General features: G+C 76.5%; 11 protein-coding genes. 8 read left to right on the forward strand and 3 right to left on the reverse strand.

The window, feature by feature from the left end:
- The first annotated feature begins 1051 nt into the window (after positions 1-1051).
- From ACZ6AQ_RS25195 to ACZ6AQ_RS25220, 6 genes are all read left to right on the forward strand, one after another.
- Complete coding sequence (locus ACZ6AQ_RS25195; protein ID WP_468762647.1) at positions 1052-1474, forward strand: CHAT domain-containing protein; 423 nt, start codon at positions 1052-1054, stop codon at positions 1472-1474.
- 326 nt (positions 1475-1800) lie between these two features.
- On the forward strand, positions 1801-2688 hold the full coding sequence (locus tag ACZ6AQ_RS25200; RefSeq protein ID WP_468762649.1) for a tetratricopeptide repeat protein: 888 nt from the start codon (positions 1801-1803) through the stop codon (positions 2686-2688).
- An 85-nt stretch (positions 2689-2773) separates the two neighbouring features.
- Positions 2774-4219 (forward strand): MocR-like pyridoxine biosynthesis transcription factor PdxR, encoded by a 1446-nt coding sequence (gene pdxR, locus ACZ6AQ_RS25205; protein ID WP_468762524.1) that lies wholly within the window; start codon positions 2774-2776, stop codon positions 4217-4219.
- A 117-nt stretch (positions 4220-4336) separates the two neighbouring features.
- Complete coding sequence (locus tag ACZ6AQ_RS25210) at positions 4337-5926, forward strand: alkaline phosphatase D family protein (protein ID WP_468762526.1); 1590 nt, start codon at positions 4337-4339, stop codon at positions 5924-5926.
- A 255-nt stretch (positions 5927-6181) separates the two neighbouring features.
- Entirely contained in the window at positions 6182-8899 is a 2718-nt protein-coding gene (locus tag ACZ6AQ_RS25215; RefSeq protein WP_468762528.1) for a DUF7824 domain-containing protein, read from the forward strand.
- A gap of 98 nt (positions 8900-8997) precedes the next feature.
- Positions 8998-10401 (forward strand): GNAT family N-acetyltransferase, encoded by a 1404-nt coding sequence (locus ACZ6AQ_RS25220; RefSeq protein WP_468762651.1) that lies wholly within the window; start codon positions 8998-9000, stop codon positions 10399-10401.
- Here ACZ6AQ_RS25220 and ACZ6AQ_RS25225 read toward each other — a convergent pair.
- Positions 10322-11539, reverse strand: coding sequence for a trans-sulfuration enzyme family protein (locus ACZ6AQ_RS25225; RefSeq protein ID WP_468762530.1), 1218 nt, complete (start codon positions 11537-11539; stop codon positions 10322-10324). The two genes, ACZ6AQ_RS25220 and ACZ6AQ_RS25225, sit on opposite strands and share 80 nt — an antisense overlap.
- A 60-nt stretch (positions 11540-11599) precedes the next feature.
- On the opposite strand from ACZ6AQ_RS25225, the gene ACZ6AQ_RS25230 reads away from it, so the two are divergent.
- Both ACZ6AQ_RS25230 and ACZ6AQ_RS25235 read left to right on the forward strand, forming a co-directional pair.
- Positions 11600-12109, forward strand: coding sequence for an Lrp/AsnC family transcriptional regulator (locus tag ACZ6AQ_RS25230; protein WP_388692256.1), 510 nt, complete (start codon positions 11600-11602; stop codon positions 12107-12109).
- 33 nt (positions 12110-12142) lie between these two features.
- On the forward strand, positions 12143-13843 hold the full coding sequence (locus tag ACZ6AQ_RS25235; RefSeq protein WP_468762532.1) for a DUF885 domain-containing protein: 1701 nt from the start codon (positions 12143-12145) through the stop codon (positions 13841-13843).
- Positions 13844-13951: 108 nt separating this feature from the next.
- On the opposite strand, the gene ACZ6AQ_RS25240 is transcribed toward ACZ6AQ_RS25235, so the two are convergent.
- Both ACZ6AQ_RS25240 and ACZ6AQ_RS25245 read right to left on the reverse strand, forming a co-directional pair.
- The gene (locus tag ACZ6AQ_RS25240) at positions 13952-16996 is read right to left on the reverse strand and encodes an AAA family ATPase (RefSeq protein WP_468762534.1); all 3045 of its coding nucleotides are present in this window, start codon (positions 16994-16996) and stop codon (positions 13952-13954) included.
- Positions 16993-18171 carry an exonuclease SbcCD subunit D gene (locus ACZ6AQ_RS25245; protein WP_468762536.1) on the reverse strand — a complete coding sequence of 393 codons (1179 nt, stop codon included), beginning with the start codon at positions 18169-18171 and terminating at the stop codon, positions 16993-16995. Before ACZ6AQ_RS25245 ends, ACZ6AQ_RS25240 begins: the two co-directional genes overlap by 4 nt.
- Positions 18172-18304: the final 133 nt, after the last annotated feature.

The following is an 18304-nucleotide window of genomic DNA, read 5'->3' on the forward strand; positions in this document are numbered from 1 at the left end:
CTGCTGCGCGGTGACCGGCAGCACCGGCTCGGCGGTGTCCAGGGGCTGGCCGCCGACGCCGCCGCGTGCGCCGTGCAGCTCGGGAGGCCCGAGCACGCGGTGCTGCTGCTGGAGCAGGGACGCGGCGTCCTGCTCGGTCAGACGATCGCCGCGCGCGCCGAGCTGGAGCGGCTGCGGGCCGCGCACCCGGAGGCGGCCGGGCGCTTCGCGCGGATGCGCGACCGCATCGACGCGCTGGAGTCGGAGGCCGCCGACCAGGAGGCCGCCGACCCCGGCTCCGACGCGCGGCACGCCCTCGCGGCCCGGTGGGAGCGGCTGGTCGGTGAGATCCGCGCACTGCCGGGCTTCGAGGGGTTCCTCGGCGCCCCGGCGTACGACGAGATCCTGGCGTGCGCCGGGCAGGGTCCCGTGGTCATGGCGTACTCCAGCGTCTACCGCAGCGACGCGCTGGTCCTGCTGCCCGGGGGCGTGCGGGCCGTGCCGCTGCCGCGCGTGAGCCCCGGGGCGGTGGCGGAGCAGGTGGCGCGGCTCGACGCGGCGCTCGCCGCCGCGACCTCGCCGGCCGGGGAGCGGAGCGCCCAGAAGGCCGTCGCGGACGTGCTCGCCTGGACCTGGGACCACGTGGCCGAACCGGTCCTCGGCCGGCTCGGGCTGCTCGACGCGCCGGCCGGCGACGACTGGCCCCGGCTGTGGTGGTCGCCGGTCGGCGCGCTGACCGCGCTGCCGCTGCACGCGGCCGGGCACCACGGCGACCCGCCGGGACCCCGCCCCCGGGCCGTCCTCGACCTGGTGGTCTCGTCGTACACGCCGACCGTCCGCGCGCTGGCCTACGCGCGGCGGCGCGCGCCGGCCCGGCGCCCCGGCGGCCCCCTGCTCGTCGTGGCCGTGCCCGACGCCCCCGGAACGCGCCCGCTCGGCGGTGTCCGCCGGGAGGTGAGGGAGCTGGGCGCGCTGCTGCCCACCCGGGTCGTCTCCGGCCCGGGGGCGACGTTCGCCGGCGTCCTGAGCGCGCTGCCCGCGCATCCGTACGTGCTACTTCGCCTGCCACGGGGTGAGCGACCCGGACGACCCGTCCCGGGCGCGTCTCCTGGTGCACGACCACCGGGAGAACCCCCTGACGGTCCAGCACGTCTCCCGTCTGGAACTGCCGGACGCCACGCTCGCCGTGCTGTCCGCCTGCGAGACCGCGCGGGGCTCCGAACAGCTCGCGGACGAGTCCCTCCACATCACCTCCGCCTTCCGGATCGCCGGTTACCCGCATGTGATCGGCACCCTGTGGCCGGTCCACGACGCGGTGGCGGGACGGGTGACCAGGAGCCTCTACCGCCATCTGCTCGGCGACGGGGACCCCGGGGCCGGGGAGCTCGACGCCGGCCGGGCGGCCCTCGCGCTGCACCGGGCGGTCCGGCAGTGCCGCGACGCGTTCCGGGACAGCCCCAGCCTGTGGACGGCTCACGTGCATTCCGGAGCCTGACGAACCCGAGGGAAGGAACCCACCACGACATGGCCCCCCGATGGCGCAGGAAGCGGAACGACGACGAGGGACGGGACGAGCCGTCCCCGGCCGGGAGGAAGCCGCCCTCGGCGGCGGACCTGGTCGTGACGATGGTGGGGGAGGACGGACGGGAGGAGGAGATCGTCCGGGTCGGCCTCCCGCCGCACGAGTTCCTCGGGATGAAGGCCAACGCCACTTACGAACGCCTGGGCCCCGCCCACCCCGAGACCCTGCTCGCCTTCCGCGCGTACACGCGGGCGCTGGCACGGAGGGAGGACCGCCGCGAGGAGGCCCGGGAGCGGTTCATGGACCTGGTGCGCCTCCAGGCGGAGACGCTCGGTTACGTCCACGAGGAGACCCTGACGACCGCCGCCGACCTGGCCGGCCTCCTCCGGGACATGGGCGACTTCGTGAAGGCGGAGGAGGTCTGGCGCAGCGTGTGGACCAGCCGGAGCGAGCTGTTCGGTCCCGGCGATCCGCGGACCCTGGACGCCGCGAGCGGTCTGGCGAGGGTCCTTGAGGACCTGCGCCGGGAGGCGGAGGCCGTCGCGCTCCACCGGGACGTGCTGGACCGCAGGACCCTGCTGCTCGGGCCGGACGCCCCGGCGGTGCTGGCCGACGCCGGGCTCCACACCGCGGCGCTGTGCAGGGGCGGCCACTGGGACGAGGCCGAACCGGCCCTGCGCGACCTCCTCGCCCGCCTGGAGCGCCGCGGCGAACAGGACGGCCCCGTCGGCCTCTCCGCCCGGGCCAACCTCGGCGCCGCCCTGTGCCGGCTGGACCGCCTCGACGAGGCGGAGGCGGTGATGAGCGACGTGCTCGCCGTCCAGCGACGGACCAGGAGCGCGGACCATCCGGAGGTGATCGCCTCCCGCAACAACCTCGCGGCCGTGCTGCACGCCCGGCAGCGGTACGCGGAGGCGGCGGCGATCCTGCGCGAGATCCTCGCGGCCGTGTCCGGGAAGCACGGGGACGGCCATCCGGACACCGTCCACGCCCGTGACAACCTGGCCAACGTGCTGATCGACGACGGCGAGCACGACGAGGCCGCGCGGCTCCTCGCCCGCTGCCGCGACGACTACGCCCGTGTCTTCGGTCCGCACCACCCCCTGACCCGGAAGGCGGTCGAGCGCCTCGACTGGCTGCGGGAGAATCCGGTGCCGCGGCGGTCCCGCCGGGACCGGTCCCCGTGAGGGGGCGGGACCGCCGGGAGGGCCCGGACCGCGCGGTTTCCGGAAGGCCCGGACCATGACGAGGGAACAGGACATTACATTCCGTATGCGGACCCAGGGGCAGCCCGCGTGGGAGCTGCTGCTTCCGGCCGCCGGAGCACCGGCGCGGCGGCGGGGACGGGCGCTCCAGGAGGCGCTGCGCGAGGCGGTGCGTTCGGGACGGCTCGCGGCCGGGACGCGTCTGCCGTCCAGCCGTGAACTCGCGGCCGACCTGGGCGTCTCCCGGGGCCTGGTCACCGAGGCGTACGAGCAGCTGACCGCCGAGGGCTACCTGCGCAGCGGCCGGGGCGCGGGGACCTGGGTGGGCGGCGCCGCCCGGGCGGCCGTGCGCGGGGCCCGCGACCCGGCCGCCGGAACGCCGGGCGTCCGGGTGGACTTCCGCCCCGGGACGCCGGACCTCTCGCTCTTCCCGAGGAGCGCGTGGGCGGCGGCGCAGCGGTCGGTCCTGGCGCGGCTCCCCCACTCCGCGCTCGGCTACCCGGACCCGCGCGGACTGCCCGGACTCCGCGAGGAGCTGGCCGGGATGCTGGCGCGGCGCCGGGGCGTGGTGGCCGATCCGGAACGGCTCGTGGTCTGTTCGGGCGTCGCGCAGGCGTCGACGCTCCTGGGCTTCGTCCTGCGGGCGCGGGGGCTGCGCGCGATCGGCGTCGAGGACCCCGGCAGTCCGGAGCACGGGCGGCTGTTCGCCTCGACCGGCATGGAGGCGGTGCGGCTGCCGCTGGACGGGGAGGGCCTGCGGCCGGGGCCGCTCGCCGCCGCGGGGGTACGGGCCGTGGTCGTGACCCCCTCGCACCAGTTCCCGTCCGGGATCGGCTGGTCGGCGGAGCGCCGCGCCGCCCTCCTCGACTGGGCGCGGACGGTCGACGGCTACGTGCTGGAGGACGACTACGACGGCGACTTCCGGTACGACCGGGCGCCGGTCGGCGCGCTCCAGGGCCTCGATCCGGAGCGGGTCGTCTACACCGGGTCGGTCAGCAAGTCGCTGGCGCCCGGACTGCGGCTCGGCTGGATGCTCGTCCCGGAGGAACTGGTCGACGAGGTGGTGGAGCGGAAGCGGACGATGGACCTGGGCAACCCGGTGCTCGACCAGGCCGTGCTGGCGGAGTTCGTGGCACGGGGCGGGTACGACCGGCAGCTGCGCCGCTGCCAGCGGGCCTACCGGGAGCGGCGGGACGCGCTGATCACCGCGCTCGCCCGGCACCTGCCCGGCACCGAGGTGAGCGGCATCGCGGCCGGTCTGCACGTCATCGCGCGCGTACCGGCGCGCTTCGGGCCGACGGAACGCTTCCTCGCCCGGGCGGCGGAGGCGGGGGTGGCGCTGCGGACCCTGGAGGAGTACGGCACCGCGCGGCCGCCGGACGGGGCCGTACGGCTCGTCATCGGGTACGCGCACCTGCCGCCCCCGGTCGTCGCGGAGGGGGTCGGGCGGATGGCGGGAGCGGTGGGCGGGACGCCCCGGGCCGACGGAGGGGCGGCACCGGGCCGTCCGTGAGGGGGCCGGGGCCCTCGCGGGCGATCTGTTCACGCGGGGTTCGCGCGGGCGCCGCCCCCGGCCGTTAGGCATGGGGCGTACCGCCCGTGACCGGAACCGACCGCCCGGAGGCCCTTCATGTCCCACCCCGTGTCCGACCCCGTCCCCTCCCCCGCCCGGCGCGGCGTCCTGCGCGGCTCGCTGGCCGCCTCGGCCGCGCTCGCCCTCGGCGGCACCGGTCTCGCGGCCCCCGCGTTCGCCCTCTCGGGGCGGCCCCGGGCCGCGTGGGGCGTGCAGACGGGCGACGTCACGACCTCCTCCGGCCTGGTGTGGGTGCGCTCCGACCGGCCGGCCCGCGTGATCGTCGAGACCTCCGCGACCGAGTCCTTCCGGCGGGCACGCCGCCACCGCGGACCGCTGGTCGGCGCGGGCACGGACTTCACCGGCACGACGGCCCTGCGCGGCCTGCCGGCGGGCGAACAGATCCACTACCGGGTCACCCTGGCCGACCCCGACGACCCGCGCCGGACGGGCGAACCGGTCGTCGGCACGTTCCGCACGGCCCCGGACCGGCGCCGCGACGGCGTCCGCTTCCTGTGGTCCGGGGACGTCGCGGGGCAGGGCTGGGGCATCAACCCGGACGTCGGGGGCTTCCGGGCGTACGACGAGATGCGGCGCCTCGATCCGGACTTCTTCCTGTGCAGCGGCGACTCGGTCTACGCGGACGGGGTGATCGAGCCGAGCGTGACCCTGCCGGACGGGAGGGTCTGGCGGAACGTCACGACGCCGGAGAAGTCGAAGGTCGCCGAAACCCTGGCCGAGTACCGGGGCAACTTCCGGTACAACCTCCTCGACCACAACGTCCGGGCCTTCAACGCGCGGGTGCCGTCGGTGGTGCAGTGGGACGACCACGAGGTGCGGAACAACTGGTACCCGGGGCAGATCCTGGACGACCCGCGCTACACGGAGAAGGACGTCGACGTCCTCGCCGCCCGGGCGGCGCGCGCCTTCGCCGAGTACACGCCGGTCTCCACCCTCCACGCGCGCGGCGGGCGCGAGCGGCGGATGTACCGGGTGGTGCGGTACGGGCCGCTGCTCGACGTGTTCGTGCTCGACATGCGCTCGTACCGGAACGCCAACTCGCCGGGCCGGCAGGCCGACGACACCACCGGCATCCTCGGCGCGGAGCAACTGGCCTGGCTGAAGCGGGAGCTGGCCGCCTCCACCGCCGTGTGGAAGGTGCTCGCGGCGGACATGCCGCTCGGCCTGGTCGTCCCGGACGGGGCGGCGGACTTCGAGGCGATCGCGCAGGGCGATCCGGGCGCGCCGCTGGGCCGGGAGCTCCAGATCGCGGAGCTGCTGCGGTTCGTCAAGCACCGGCGGATCACCGGCACGGTGTGGCTGACGGCGGACGTGCACCACACCTCGGCGCAGCACTACGCGCCGGAGCGGGCCGCGTTCAAGGATTTCGCGCCCTTCTGGGAGTTCGTGTCCGGGCCGCTGGCGGCGGGCGGTTTCCCGGCGAACGCGCTGGACGGGACCTTCGGCCCGGACCGGGTGTTCGTACGGGCGCCCGAACGCGGGAACGTGTCCCCGATGGAGAGCCCGCAGTACTTCGGCGAGGTCTCCATCGACGGCCACGGCGGGGACCTGACCGTGCGCCTGCGGGCGGAGGGCGGGCAGGTCCTGTTCACCAAGGTCCTGCGGCCGGGGCTCGTCGGGCAGTGAGACGGGGACGTCCGGTGACGCGGGGCGTCCGGCGACGCGGGGCCGTTCGGCGACACGGGGCCGTTCGGCGACACGGGTCGTCCGGTGACGCGGGGCCGTTCGGCGACAGAGGTCGTCCGGTGACGCGGAGTCGTTCGACGACACCGTGGCGTCCGGTGACGCGAGGCCGTCGCACGGCACCGGGCCGGGGGTGGCCCTCGATGCGAAAATCCCTGTTCAGGGCCGTTGTCAGTGGCGGGTCCTACGGTTTTTCCCATGACGCGATCCGTACAGACGCCCGCCTGCGCACGCCCGTCCGCACCGGTGTCCACGGGCTCCGGCCGGCCGCCCGGCCCGGAGACGGCGGTCGAGGCGCTGCTCGACGCGGTGCGCGCCGGCCGGGCCCACCAGGTGCCGGAGCTCCTGGAGCCACTGGACGCCGCCGCCCGCAGGAAGGCCCTCGGGAGACTGAAGGCGCTGCGCTCCGAGGTGCGCGCCTGGGACGGGAAGCGGGGGGACGAGGCGGGCCGGGTCCGGCGCGCCCTGTGCGTGGCGGGGGCCGGGTGCCACACGGGTGCGGCGGCGACCGCGGCCTGGCTCGGCGGACGCGACCTGACGGGGTGGGGCCCCCGGCACGGCGCCCTGGTCCTGTCGGTGGTCGCCGGCCGGGACGCGGCGTGGATGGCGGACGTGGCGGAGCGGCTCGCCGGGCGGCGGGCCGTCGCGGAGAGCGGCTACGAGCTGATCCACGGTCTCGTGGTGCGCTCCGGGTGCCCGGTGCCGGCGACCGACGGCTACGTCCTGGGGTGGACGCGGAGGATCACCGACGGGAAGCTCCTCCAGCGGCTCCGCGAGGACCCGCAGACCCCGGTCCTGGTGGCGCACGCGCTCGCGATGGGCGAGACCCCCGACCGGCTGGCCCGGCCGGCCGGCCCGGAGGCGCCGGCGCACTGGCCCACGGCGATCACGACGCTCGTCGCGGAGGGGGTGCTCGACCGGGCCGGGGTGGTGGACCTGTGCGTGTCCCGGCTGCTGCGCGGCGGGCGGGTGCGGGACCTGCGGTTCCCGCTGGAGGTGCTGCGGCTCCTCGCGCCGACCGGGGAGGAGCTGCGGGAGCGGGTCCCGGACTGGGTCGGGATGGCGGCCGACGCGCCGTCGCCGGTGGCCGGGTACGCGCAGGAGGTCCTCGCGGGGCTCGCCGCGGCGGGGACGCTGCCGGTCGGGGCGCTGGCCGAGATGACGGACGCGGTGCTCTTCCGGACCGAGAAGAAGCTGGTGCGGGCGCAGTTGACGCTGGTCGGCCGGGTGCTGACGCGGGATCCGGGGGCGGCCGGGGAGCTGCTGCCCGCCGTCGCGGAGGCGTTCGGGCACGAGGACACCGGCGTCCGGGAGCGGGCCCTCAAGCTGGTGGGCAGGTACCTGTCCGCGGTGGACGCGGAGGTGCGGGGCGAGCTGGCCGAGGCGGCCGGGCTCCTCGGACCGGCGCACCGGCGGGCGGCCGCGGAGGTGTTCGGGGACGCCCTGGCGGAGGCCGGTACCGGGCCGTACGAGGAGATCCTGCCGCCGGTGCCGGGACCGGAACCGGTGGCGCCCGCGGCGTCCACGGTCGCGGAGCTGGTGGAGGAGCTGGTGGCGAAGGACCTCATGGAGGACCCCGTGGCGTTCGAGCGGGCGTTCGACGGCCTGGTGCGGCACGCGCACCGGGACCGGGCGGCGGCGGTGGAGGCGGTGCGGAAGGCGTTCCCGAAGGCGTCCGGGGAGACGGTCCACCGCTTCGCGCACCCCACCCACGGGATCGACGTGGTGCTCGCGGCGCTGCTCGGTGCGGTGGAGCGGTCGGTGATCGGCGCCCGCCGGGCGGAGGTGCCCGGCCGGGACTCCTGCGCCCACGAGGGCCTGTCGGGAATCCTCGACGCGCGGTTGTGGGAGGCCGCCGCGCTGATCGGCACGGACGAGCTGCCGTTCCTGCTCGCCACGCCGACCCTGCACACGGGCGGGATCGACCCGCCGGTCCTCGTGGAGCGGCTGCGGGCCTACCGGGACGCGGGCGTGGAGCCGGCCCCGGTGGATCTGGCCCAGGCCCTGCTCCGGGTCCTGCGGGCCGATCCGGCGGCGGGGCGGGCGGCCGGGGAGGCGGCGGCGCTCGGCACGGAGGCCGGTCTGCGGCTCGCCGCCCGGCTGCGGGACGAGGACGCGCCGGGGGCGACCGTGCGGTTCCTCCCCCGGGGGGACCGGCGGTCCTCGGGGAAGGGGCGGCTGACCGACCGGATCGTGGTCGGGTTCGGCGAGCGGGCCGTGGTGCGGGAGGAGTTCCCGGCCGCCTTCCACTGGCTGGGCGGCGCCCTGCGGGAGACCCCCCGCCGCTGCCGCCACTGGATCGACCACCGGGCGCAGTGGGCCCCGGTGCTCCCGGCCGACCGCGAGGTCCTGGCGGCCTGTCTGCTCCCGGCCGCGGCGCACTCCGTCGACGGGGACCAGCGCGGGGCGACCGAGCCGCTGACCGGGCTGGCCGAGGCCGGGGGGCCGGTCGGCCGTGCGGTGCACCTGGCCCTGGCCTTCGGGCTGGGCTGCGTCGACGCCGACGACCGGCTGCGCGCGGTGGACGCGCTGCTCGTCCTGGCGTCACGGGGCGAGCTGAACGGCCGGGCGCTCGGGACGGAGCTGGCGTGGCTGGTGGCGGAGGGGTCGCTCAAGCCGAACCGGTTGACGGACGCGCTCCGGACGGCCTCCGCCACCGGGGCGTACGGGACGGTCTGGACGGTCCTGGAGGCGATGCTGCCGGAGCTGCTCGGCGCGGAGAGGCCGGTGCGGGGGCTCGGGGAGGTGCTGGCGGTCGCGGCGGACTGCGTGGAGCGGTGCGGGGCGCGGGGCGGGCTCGCCGGGCTGGAGGGGGCGGCCTCGGCGCGGGGTTCCTCGCGGCTGGTGGCCCAGGCCGGGCGGCTGCTGAACGCACTCCGGCAGGGGACCGATCAACCCCTGGCAGAAACGGCCTGAAATCGGTCTTCACGGCACCAGCCGGGCACTTAACCCATCAGTCACAGAGCGTTCGCGATCACGCAACACCGCTGGGCCACAGTGAGGTCATGACCGATGTGACGTCCTCGAAGAGCACCCGCCGCCCGCACCACTGGCGGCACGACCTGATCGAGCTGGCCGGCCTGTTCACCGCCGTGGTGGCGGCCGACACGATCGCCAAGACCGTGGTCAAGGGACCCGACGGCCCCTACCTGCTGGTGTTCTCGGCGATCGCGCTGGTCGCCACCGCGGCCTTCCACACCTGGTGGGCGCGGAGGCACGGTCACGCCCCACCCGCCGGTCCGCCCGGCCGCTCCCCCGCCACACGGCCGGAGCCGGACACCGGCGTCCCGGAGGAGTCCGGGACGCCGGGCGGGACCACGCTGTGGCGGATGCGCACCACCGTCGCGGACACCCCGGGCAGCCTCGCCGCCCTGTGCACGGCCCTCGCCCGGTTGGGCGTGGACATCCTCACCCTCCAGACGCACCCGCTGGCCGACGGCACGGCCGACGAGTTCCTGCTGCGCGCCCCCGCCGGCCTCTCCGCCCGGACCCTCGTCCACGAGACCTCGGCCGCCGGGGGGCGGGACACCTGGACCGAACGGGCCGACGCCCACGATCTGGTGGACACGCCCACCCGGGTGCTCGAACTCGCCACCCGTACCGCGCTGGACGCGGCCGAACTGCCGCTCGCGCTGCGCCGACTCCTCGGCCGCTGCACCCTCCACTCCGTACCGGCCGTCTCCCTCGCCGGCCGCCCCACCGGTGAACAGGTCCCGGTCGAAGGGGTCCTGGAGGAGACCGTGATGCGGCTGCGCGACCCACACGGCGGCACGCTCGTGGTCGAGCGCCCCCATCTGCCCTTCACCCCGACCGAGTTCGCGCGGGCCCGCGCCCTGGTCGAGCTCGACGCCCGGCTCGGCCCGCGCGTCCCGCGCGTCCGGGACGTCCTGACCCTGCCCGGGGGCAACGAGATCACCGTCCGCCGCGCCGACCGGCGCGACCTGGCCGCCGCGCGGGCCATGCACGACCGCTGCTCGGCCCGCACCCTGGGCCTGCGCTACCACGGTCCGGTCCGCGACGCCGACCGCTACCTCGACCACCTGCTCAGCCCCCGCTTCGGGCGCACCCTCGCCGTACGGACCGCCTCCGGCCGCCTCGTCGCCCTGGGCCACCTGCTGTGGGACGGGGACGAGACCGAGGTCGCGCTGATCGTCGAGGACGACTGGCAGCGGCGCGGCATCGGTTCCGAACTCCTCGGTCGGCTCGTGGCGATGGCCGAGGAGGCCGGCTGCGACAGCGTGTACGCCGTGACCCAGGCGTCCAACACGGGGATGGTGGCCGCGATGCGGGCGCTGGACCTGCCGCTGGACTACCAGATCGAGGAGGGCACGCTGGTGATCACCGCCCGGCTGTCCCCGGCACCGCGTCCGGACGCGCGGACCCCGCGGCACGGAGAGGCCCGGCCGGCGGAGCGCTGAGCGCCCGCGTCAGGTCCTGCCAGAGGTCCTCGACGTCCTCCAGACCGACCGACATGCGCAGCAGCCGGTCGCTGACGCCCGCCGAGCGCCGGTCCCCCTCGGCCACGATCCGGTGGCTGATGGAGGCCGGGTGCTGGATGAGGGTGTCGACGCTGCCGAGGCTGACCGCCGGGGTGATCAGCCGCACCCCGGCGATCACGTCGTGCGGGTCCCCCGCCACCTCGAAGGCGACCATCGCGCCGCCGATCCGCGGGTAGTGGACGCGGGTGATCCGGGGGTCCGCGGCGAGCCGCCGCACCAGCTCCGCGGCCGTCGCGGAGGCCGCCCCCACCCGCACCGGCAGGGTGGACAGGCCGCGCAGGAGGAGGTAGCCGGCCAGCGGGTGGAGCACTCCGCCGGTGGCGAAGCGGACCTGGCGGAGGGTGCGGGCGAACTCCTCGTCGCAGGCCACGATCCCGCCCATGACGTCGCCGTGGCCGCCCAGGTACTTGGTCGCGCTGTGCAGCACGATCCGGGCGCCCTGTCCGGCCGGCCGCTGGAGGACGGGGGTGGCGAAGGTGTTGTCGACCAGGAGCGGCACCGAGCCGCAGGAGTGGGCGAGGGCCCGGACGTCGGCCTCGGCGAGCGTGGGGTTGGCGGGCGTCTCGACCATGACCAGGCCGGTGTCGGGCCGGATCGCGTCCGCGATGCCCGCCGGGTCGGTCCAGGTCACCTCGGTGCCGAGGAGACCGGCGTCGAGGAGGTGGTCGCTGCAGCCGTACAGCGGGCGGACCGCGACGACGTGGCGCAGGCCCTGGCTCGCCCGGGCGAGCAGGACGGCGGTCAGGGCCGCCATGCCGCTGGCGAAGGCGACGGCCGACTCGGTGCCCTCCAGGCGGGCGAGCGCCTCCTCGAAGCGCGCGACGGTCGGGTTGTCGAGCCGGGCGTAGACGGGCGGGCCGTCGAGCCGGGCGCCGGTGGTGGCGAACTCGTCGATCCGGGCGGCCTCGGCGCGGGCGTCGTACGAGGGATAGGTGGTGGACAGGTCGAGCGGCGGGGCGTGCAGTCCGAGCGCGGCGAGGTCTTCGCGGCCGGCGTGCACGGCTTCGGTGGCGAGGGCCCTCGGGGTGGCCGAGGGACCGTGATCCATGACGTCCATGGGCGGCACTGTGAACGGATACCGGGCGGTAGCGGGACATCGCCGTGCTACGTTCGCCCGATGGCCGATTCCGTCGTACTGGACACGGTCGATCTGCACATTCTTCGCCTCCTGCAGAACGACGCCCGGACCACCTACCGCGACCTCGCCGCCGAGGTCGGCGTCGCTCCCTCCACCTGTCTGGACCGCGTGGCACGGCTGCGGCGCACGGGAGTGGTCCTCGGACATCAACTACGGCTGGATCCGGCCAAACTCGGCCGTGGCCTCGAAGCGCTCCTGCTCGTCCAGGTCCGTCCGCACCGCAGGGAACTGATCGGTCCGTTCGTCGAACGGATCCGGGCGCTCCCGGAGTCCCGGGCGCTCTTCCACCTCACCGGGCCCGACGACTACCTGGTGCACGTGGCCGTGGCGGACCCCACCGACCTGCAACGACTCGTCCTGGACGAGTTCACCTCCCGCCGGGAGGTGGCCCGGGTCGAGACCCGGCTGATCTTCCAGCAGTGGGAGTGCGGACCGCTCCTCCCGCCCGCGGGGGCCCCATGTCGGCCGACCGAGCCCGGCCGAGGATGACGCGGGCCCGCCGGAGGCGACAGGATGCCCTCCATGCCAGAGATTCCCAGCAGCCCGCTGCCCCGCCAGGTCGCCGACGACCACGTCGACGCACTCATCGCCCTCGACCCGATCACCGGTACGTACCTGGGAGTCAGGGAGAGCGCCGGACTGCTGCCCGACTTCTCGCCGGCGGGCCGGGAGGCCGTGGCCGCTCTCGCCCGCCGCACGCTCGCCCGGCTCGACGGGGCCGAGCGCGCGCCGGGCGCGGACGACGACGCCGAGCGGCGGTGCGCGCGGCTGCTGCGGGAACGCCTGACGGCGGAACTGGCCGTGCACGAGGGCGAGGAGCACCTGCGCGCCGTCAGCAACATGCGCTCGCCCGCGCACAGCGTCCGCATCGCCTTCACCGTGATGCCGACGGAGACCGAGGAGGACTGGACGGCGGTCGCCGCCCGGCTGCGCGCGGTCCCGGCCGCCCTCGACGGCTACCGCTCCTCGCTCGCGCTCGGCCTGGAGCGCAGGCTGTACGCGGGGCCGCGCGCCACCGCCACCTTCGTCGGCCAGCTCACCGAATGGGCGGGCGGCGAGGGCGGGGGACCCGGCTGGTTCGAGGAGTTCGCCGCCGGGCCCGGCACGCTCCCCGGCGGCCTCCGCGCCGAGCTGGCGGCGGCGGCCGGGGCCGCCACCTCGGCCGTCGTGGCGCTGCGGGACTGGATGCGGGACGTGTACGCCCCGGCCGTCGCCGGCGCGCCGGACACGGTGGGCCGCGAGCGCTACCGGCGCTGGTCGCGCTTCTTCAACGGCACCGACCTGGACCTCGACCAGGCCTACGCGTACGGCTGGTCCGAGTACCACCGCATCCTCGGCGAGATGCGGACCGAGGCCGGGCGCATCCTGCCCGGCGCGGACCCGTGGGAGGCGCTCGCCCACCTGGACGAGCACGGCGCGCACATCGAGGGCGTCGACGAGGTCCGGGTCTGGCTCCAGCGGCTCATGGACGAGGCCGTCGAGGCGCTCGACGGCACCCACTTCGAACTCGCCGAGCGCGTGCGCCGGGTGGAGTCCCGCATCGCCCCGCCCGGCGGCGCCGCCGCGCCCTACTACACCGGCCCGTCCGAGGACTTCTCCCGGCCCGGCCGCACCTGGCTGCCCGTGGACGGCACGACCCGCTTCCCGGTGTACGACCTGGTGTCGACCTGGTACCACGAGGGCGTGCCCGGACACCACCTCCAGTCCGCGCAGTGGGTGCACGTCGCCGACCGGCTCTCCCGCTACCAGGCGACCATCGGCAAGGTCAGCGCCAACATGGAGGGCTGGGCGCTGTACGCGGAACGCCTGATGGACGAACTCGGCTTCCTGCCCGACGCGGAACGGCGCCTGGGATACCTCGACGGCCAGATGATGCGCGCGTGCCGGGTCATCGTGGACATCGGCATGCACCTGGGTCTGGAGATCCCGGCGGACTCGCCCTTCCGCCCGGGCGAGCGGTGGACCCCGGAGCTGGCCCAGGAGTTCTTCCAGCTCCACAGCAGCCGCCCGCCGGCCTTCGTGGAGAGCGAGATGACCCGCTACCTCTCGGTGCCCGGACAGGCCATCGGCTACAAGCTGGGCGAGCGCGCCTGGCTCCTCGGCCGGGCCAACGCGCGGGCGGCGCACGGCGACGCGTTCGACGCGAAGGCGTGGCACATGGCGGCCCTCTCCCAGGGGCCGCTGGGCCTGGACGACCTGGTGGACGAGATCTCACGGCTCTGAGGCGGGAGCGGGAATCCCCGGCCGTTCGCCCGAGCGGCCGGGGACTCCCCCGCCGTCCTTCCTCCCCGACCGTCGCGCGCTCCCCGGGCGCCACTGGCCGGCGCGTCCTCAGCCGTCGAGCGCGTCCCCGCCGGTCCGCAGCCGCACCGCCGACCCGTGCCGCGCCTTGACGACCTCCAGTTGGGCGGGGATGCGCCGCCGCAGGTCACCGACGTGGCTGACGATGCCGACGCTGCGGTCCCGTTCCCGGAGCGAGTCCAGGACGTCGAGGACCTCGTCGAGGGTCTGCTCGTCGAGGCTTCCGAAGCCCTCGTCGATGAAGAGGGTGTCGAGCCGGACCCCGCCCGCCTCGTCCGTGACGACGTCCGCGAGGCCGAGGGCGAGGGCGAGCGAGACGAAGAAGGTCTCGCCGCCGGAGAGCGTGGCCGTGTCGCGCTCGCTGCCGGTCCAGGCGTCCACCACGTGCAGCCCGAGGCCGGCCCGTTTGCCGCCGGACCGCGCGTCGGAGTGGACGAGGGTGTAGCGGCCCGAGGACATGCGCCGGAGGCGGGCGGTGGCGGCGGCGGCGACCTGTTCGAGCCGGGCGGCCAGGACGTACGACTCCAGGCGCATCCGGCGCTCGTTCTCGGCGGAGGTGCCGGCGGTGAGTCCGGCGAGGCGGGCCACCCGCTCGTACTCCTCGCGGAGCGGTCCCAGCTCGCGGACCTCGGCGGCGGCCCGCCGGGAGAGTCCGGCCAGGCCGGTGACCCGCTCGCGGGCGGCGGCCAGGGCCGAGTCGGCCTCGCGGAGCGCGCGTTCCGCCGCCGCGTGGGCGGCCTCGGCGGCGGCGGGGTCGGCGGGCGGAAGCGCGGCGGCGGCCGCGGTGCCCGGTTCGGCGAGCCGGTCCGCGACGACGGCCTCCTCCGCCTGCCAGGCGTCCAGACGCCGCTGGAGGTCGCGGCGCTCCTCCTCCCGCAGGAGGGCGGCGGCTGCCTCGTCGGGGGTGGTGAAGCCGGCGCGGTAGGCGGCGTCGGCGAGCCGGTCGTCGGCCTCCTTCAGCCGCCGGGCGGCGAGGTCGGCGGAGGCCACGGTGCCGGCGGCGTCGGCCAGGAGGGCGATCCGCCGCTCCAGGCGGGCGGCGTGTTCGGCCACGGTGGCGAACGCGCCGCGCCCCCGGGCGACCTCCTCGTCGAGTTCGGCCCGCTCCCGGTCCAGGGCCTCGCACCGCGCGGTCCGCGCGGCGACCCGCCGCTCGGCCTCCCGCTGCGCCCCCGTCCGTTCCTCGTGCTCCCGCTCGGCCCGCGCGAGCGCCTCGCGCGCGGCGTGCGCCTGTCCGGCGAGCGCGTGGGCCTCGGCGTGGAGCCGTGCCAGCTCCTCCACCTCACCGGCGAGTTCTTCGACGGTGGGGTCGGCGGCGGTCGTGTCGCCGTCCGGGCCGGTCCGGGCCTCCGCGCGGGCCGCGGCCCAGGACTCCCGGGCGACCGCCAGTGCGCGCTCGGCGGAGGCGCGGGCCTCCTCCGCCGCGGTGTGGGCCGCGTAGGCGGCCTCCTCCGTGGCGCGGTCGACGTGGTCGGCGGTGGTGCGGGCGGGGGCCGGGTGGACGGTGGAGCCGCAGACCTGGCAGGGGTCGCCCGGGGCGAGGGTGACCGCGAGTTCGGCGGCGATGCCCTGCAGGCGGCGGGACTTGACGTCGAGCCATGCCTCGTGGGCGTCGTTCCGCCGCTCGCGCGCCTCCGCGAGGCGGAGTTCGGCCGCCCCGGCGTCCCGGGCGAGGGCGTCGCGGCGGCGGGCCGCGGCGAGCCGGCGACGGGCGGGTTCCAGGCGTCCGGCGAGGTGCTCGGCGCGGGCCACCGCGTCCCGCGCGGCCTCGACGCGCCCGGCGAGCGCGGCGCGGCGCGGCTCCCAGCCGGCCAGCCGGTCGGCCGCGTCCCGCAGGACGTCCTCGTCGGCGCTCGCCTCCCGCGCCAGGACGGCCCGTTCCTCCGCGACGACGGCGGCGCGCCGCTCGGCGCGGCGGGCCGATTCGAGTCCGCCGAGCTCGCCGCGGAGCCTGTTCTGCAGGGCGGAGAGCTGTTCGGTCCCGGCGTCCGCGAGGTCGGCGGGCAGCAGGGCGCGGGTCCGTTCGAGGGCGGCCAGCGCGGTGGCGTGCTCGCGCTCGGCGTCCCGGCGCAGGGCCAGGGCGGGGGCGACCCGGTCGGCCCTGAGGGCCCGGTCGAGGGCGGTCCGGAGGCGGTCGCGTTCGGGCGCCCGGCCGGTGAGCCGTTCGCGGCGCAGGAGGGCGTCGGCGTGGCGGGCCTGGCGGGCGGCGAGGTCGTTCTCCGCGTCGAGGGCGGCGCGCGCCGCGTCCCGCGCGCGCTCGCGGGCGGCGAGCCGCACGCCCGCGACGTCGAGGGCCTCGTACGCCTCGGAGCGGGCGACGGCGGCCCGGGTGAGGACGGATGCGGCGAGCCCGGGATCTCCGGGCCGTTCCTCGACGGGGGTGCGGGCCGCACCCAGGCCGCCGGCGGCCTGGGCCATGCGGTGGGCGAGGGCGAGCAGCCGTTCGTCCCCCTCCCGCACCCGCTGTTCGGTCACGCGCCGCAGGTCGGCCAGGCGTTCCTCGACGGCGGCGAAGCGCCGGGTGTCGAAGAGGCGGCCGAGGAGCCTGCCCCGGGCCTCGGCGTCGGCGCGCAGGAAGCGGGCGAAGTCGCCCTGCGGGAGGAGGACGACCTGGCAGAACTGCTCGCGGCTCATGCCGAGGAGCTGGGTGATCTCCTCGCCTGTCTCCTGGTGGGAGCGGCTGAGGCCGGTCCAGGTGCCGGTGGCGGGATCGTACGCGCGCAGCCAGGTCTGCGCCTTCTCGGTGGTGAAGCCGGTGCCGCGCCTCTTGGGCCGCTGCTGGGCCGGGCGGCGGGTGATCTCCAGCCGCCTCTCCCCCACGGTCAGTTCGAGGAGGACCTCGGTGGACGTGCCGGCGGGGGCGTGGTCGCTGCGCAGGGTGGCGCCGGGGGTCTGGCGGACGCCGGGCACGCTTCCGTAGAGGGCGAAGCAGACGGCGTCGAGGACGGAGGTCTTGCCCGCGCCGGTCGGTCCGTGGAGCAGGAAGAGCCCGGCGGAGGACAGGGCGTCGAAGTCGATCGTCTGCGTGGTGCCGAAGGGGCCGAACGCGGTGATCTCCAGGCGGTGCAGCCTCACCGGCCCGCCTCGCGTTCGGCCGTGCCGACCCGTACGTCGTCGAAGGCGCCGTACAGGACGGCCCGTTCCGCTCCGTCGAGTGCCGCGCCGCCGCGTACGTGGGCCACGAAGTCCTCCGCGATCTGCCGGTCGCTGCGGTCCCGGAGCCGCCGGGCGTAGGAGTCGCCGGAGTCGCCCCCGGTCCGCTCGGGGTCGAAGACCAGGTTGAGGGTGTGCGGGAAGCGTGCGGCGAGCCGGTTCATGGGGTCGGCGGGCCGTACGGGATCGGTGAGCGTCGCCTCGACCCAGGCCCCTTCGTGGCGGGCGAGCGCGGGGTCGGCGAGGAGGTCGTCCAGACGGCCCCGGAGCCGGGCGAGGGGGCGGGGGACGGGGCAGTCGAGGCGTTCGGCGTCGAGTTCCGCGCCGTCGGGTCCGGCCGGGCCGAGATCGACGAGCCACATGGTCTTGCGGTGGCGGGCCTCGGAGAAGGAGTACGCGAGGGGGGAGCCGGAGTAGCGCACGCGGGGGGTGAGGGCCTGGCTGCCGTGGAGGTGGCCGAGGGCGACGTAGTCGACGCCGTCGAAGATCCCGGCGGGGACGGCGGACACGCCGCCGACGGTGATGTCCCGCTCGCTGTCGCTGGGGGCGCCGCCGGCGACGAAGGCGTGGGCGACGACGACGGAGCGGGTGCCGGCGGGCCGCCGGGCGAGGTCGGCGCGGACCCGGTCCATGGCGGCGGTGAGCACGGCCTCGTGGCCGGTCCTCGCGGCTCCGAGCCGTTCGCGGACGAGGGCGGGCTCCAGGTAGGGCAGGCCGTAGAGGGCGACGTCGCCGTGGGCGTCGGTGAGGACGACGGGGGTGCCGATGCCGTCGGGGTCGGTGCGGAGGTGGATGCCGGCCCGTTCGATGAGCCCGGCGCCGACGCCGAGGCGGCGGGCCGAGTCGTGGTTGCCGGAGATCATGAGGGTGGGGACCCCGGCGTCGGCGAGCCGGTGCAGGGCGGTGTCGAAGAGTTCGACGGCGGGCAGCGGGGGCACGGCCCGGTCGTAGACGTCCCCGGCGACGAGGACGGCGTCGACCCGGTGCTCGTGGACGGCGGCCACGAGGTGGTCGAGGAACGCGGCCTGGGCGCCGAGGAGTCCGACGCGGTGGAAGGACCGGCCGAGGTGCCAGTCCGAGGTGTGCAGGAGCCTCACGATGCCGTCCCACCCCGCATGTGTGCCGCTCCTCGCCGCCGGTTCCCGTCGTGTGCGTCCACCACGCTATCCCGAGCGGGGGCGGGGGCGCGGCCGTCCTCGTCGCCCGGCGGCCCGGGACCGCCCGTCACCC

Source organism: Streptomyces sp. NPDC041191, from assembly GCF_055591945.1.

What these genes read in the sequence shown, in the direction of transcription:
- pdxR (WP_468762524.1), top strand. Translation starts at nt 2,774, where the DNA reads ATGCGGACCCAGGGGCAGCCCGCGTGGGAGCTGCTGCTTCCGGCCGCC.
- ACZ6AQ_RS25230 (WP_388692256.1), top strand. Translation starts at nt 11,600, where the DNA reads ATGGCCGATTCCGTCGTACTGGACACGGTCGATCTGCACATTCTTCGC.
- ACZ6AQ_RS25215 (WP_468762528.1), top strand. Translation starts at nt 6,182, where the DNA reads ATGACGCGATCCGTACAGACGCCCGCCTGCGCACGCCCGTCCGCACCG.
- ACZ6AQ_RS25210 (WP_468762526.1), top strand. Translation starts at nt 4,337, where the DNA reads ATGTCCCACCCCGTGTCCGACCCCGTCCCCTCCCCCGCCCGGCGCGGC.
- ACZ6AQ_RS25235 (WP_468762532.1), top strand. Translation starts at nt 12,143, where the DNA reads ATGCCAGAGATTCCCAGCAGCCCGCTGCCCCGCCAGGTCGCCGACGAC.
- ACZ6AQ_RS25200 (WP_468762649.1), top strand. Translation starts at nt 1,801, where the DNA reads ATGGACCTGGTGCGCCTCCAGGCGGAGACGCTCGGTTACGTCCACGAG.
- ACZ6AQ_RS25225 (WP_468762530.1), bottom strand. Translation starts at nt 11,539, where the DNA reads ATGGACGTCATGGATCACGGTCCCTCGGCCACCCCGAGGGCCCTCGCC.